This window comes from Enterobacter cloacae complex sp. P12RS (genome assembly GCF_014895875.1).
In the GTDB taxonomy this organism is placed as follows: Bacteria; Pseudomonadota; Gammaproteobacteria; order Enterobacterales; family Enterobacteriaceae; genus Enterobacter; species Enterobacter bugandensis.
Map to the genome: position 1 here is coordinate 1 of NZ_JADBQO010000108.1, position 1,367 is coordinate 1,367.

The 1,367-nt window shown below is 37.2% G+C and carries 3 protein-coding genes; 2 read left to right on the plus strand and 1 reads right to left on the minus strand.

Annotated features, from left to right (window positions below; translation table 11 throughout):
• The first annotated feature begins 238 nt into the window (after window positions 1–238).
• Complete coding sequence (locus tag IM284_RS23595) at window positions 239–403, plus strand: YnfU family zinc-binding protein (protein ID WP_219810710.1); 165 nt, start codon at window positions 239–241, stop codon at window positions 401–403.
• A 241-nt stretch (window positions 404–644) separates the two neighbouring features.
• On the opposite strand, the gene IM284_RS23135 is transcribed toward IM284_RS23595, so the two are convergent.
• The gene (locus IM284_RS23135) at window positions 645–863 is read right to left on the minus strand and encodes a cold shock domain-containing protein (protein ID WP_028013321.1); all 219 of its coding nucleotides are present in this window, start codon (window positions 861–863) and stop codon (window positions 645–647) included.
• Between the two features lie 287 nt (window positions 864–1,150).
• Here IM284_RS23135 and cspF point away from each other — a divergent pair, with 287 nt between their 5' ends.
• Window positions 1,151–1,363, plus strand: coding sequence for a cold shock-like protein CspF (cspF, locus tag IM284_RS23140; RefSeq protein WP_071993719.1), 213 nt, complete (start codon window positions 1,151–1,153; stop codon window positions 1,361–1,363).
• Window positions 1,364–1,367 lie beyond the last annotated feature (4 nt).

Genomic DNA, 1,367 nt, shown 5'->3' on the forward strand with positions numbered 1-1,367 from the left:
AGGATATTCTTCGCGTATTGATGTCACACCTTTAAGCACAGTGATAACTTTACTTGGCTTACCATTAAAAAAAATGATTACTTTTTTCATATATCACCATGTATTTTGAGGGTTTCTAGCCCCTGCAGGTGGTCGAAAGAGTTCTGTTTGTTCATTTTTTTTGCCTCTTTCGAAATTAAAACAAGCATTATACAGTCTTAACGTGTACTGTAACGGTCCATTTGAACTGGAGAAGTCTATGTCTGCACGTAAAAACTCTCAATTCCGCCGAAATTATTTAGTAAAATGCCCTTGTCCAATCTGCTCAAAAGATTCTGAACATAGTTACAATCGTGTACAAAAGGGGGCTCAGCTGGTGTGCCCATACTGTAGCGCTTTGTTCAAATCTTCCCAGCGCTTCTAAAAAAAATTATTAAAAAATAAGAAGTGATGCTTTTGGAGGTTGCCTAACCTCTTACGCACTTTAGTATTTTATAAGCAGTTAGCTTCTGCTTTGAGACTGTTCATGCAGCAGTCCTGCATTTCATCACATCGGTCAGCAAACTTGATGGTAAGTAAATATGCTGGCCTGTTGTAATGATGTGAGTAACCGAACATCACCTTTCACTGATAAAGTCATGCTGGCTTAAGTAAACCATCTAAAATTATCTATCGCAAAGTGTTACATTGGCAGCGATTGGACCTTTAGTTCCAGCTATGATAGCGAATTTGACTTTTTGTCCTTCAAAAAGAGTATTAAATGTTTCTCCCCGAAGGGAAGAAGTGTGAACAAGAACATCTTTACTTCCATCAAGTGGGGAGATAAAGCCAAACCCCTTATCTTCGTTAAACCACTTAACAAGACCTATGATTTTAGATGACATACAAACTCCGTTTGAACATTTCAAACTGACAAGCAAGCTCATGATAAGAAACGTATGCTGGTATATGTATGGACTCAAAAGGAGGGATATCAGAGATAACACCTAGTTATGAGAACGGCTTTTGGAAAAGTTTGATTCATCATCGCAATGAATCAGCCAAACCATTAAGGCACGTGCTGAAAGATTAAGCAAATTTTATTTTAGCCTTCCGGAAGTCCAATAAAATAGGTTTGGCTATTATTAACCAATCCTGTATAGTCAAATCTGGATTGCCATTAGGAAAATATTTGTCTCGTAAAATGACAGGAATTGTCAAAAGTTTTGACTTCAAGAGCGGAAAGGGATTGATTATCCCATCAGATGGCAGGAAAGATGTTTTTTTACATATTTCCGCATTTAGTAATAATGAAAGCCAAACGTTAAAACTTGGCGTTCGTGTTGAATTTTATCGTATAAATGGGCTTAGTGGTCCGATGGCTGCAAATATATTTCTTTCTTAAAGGG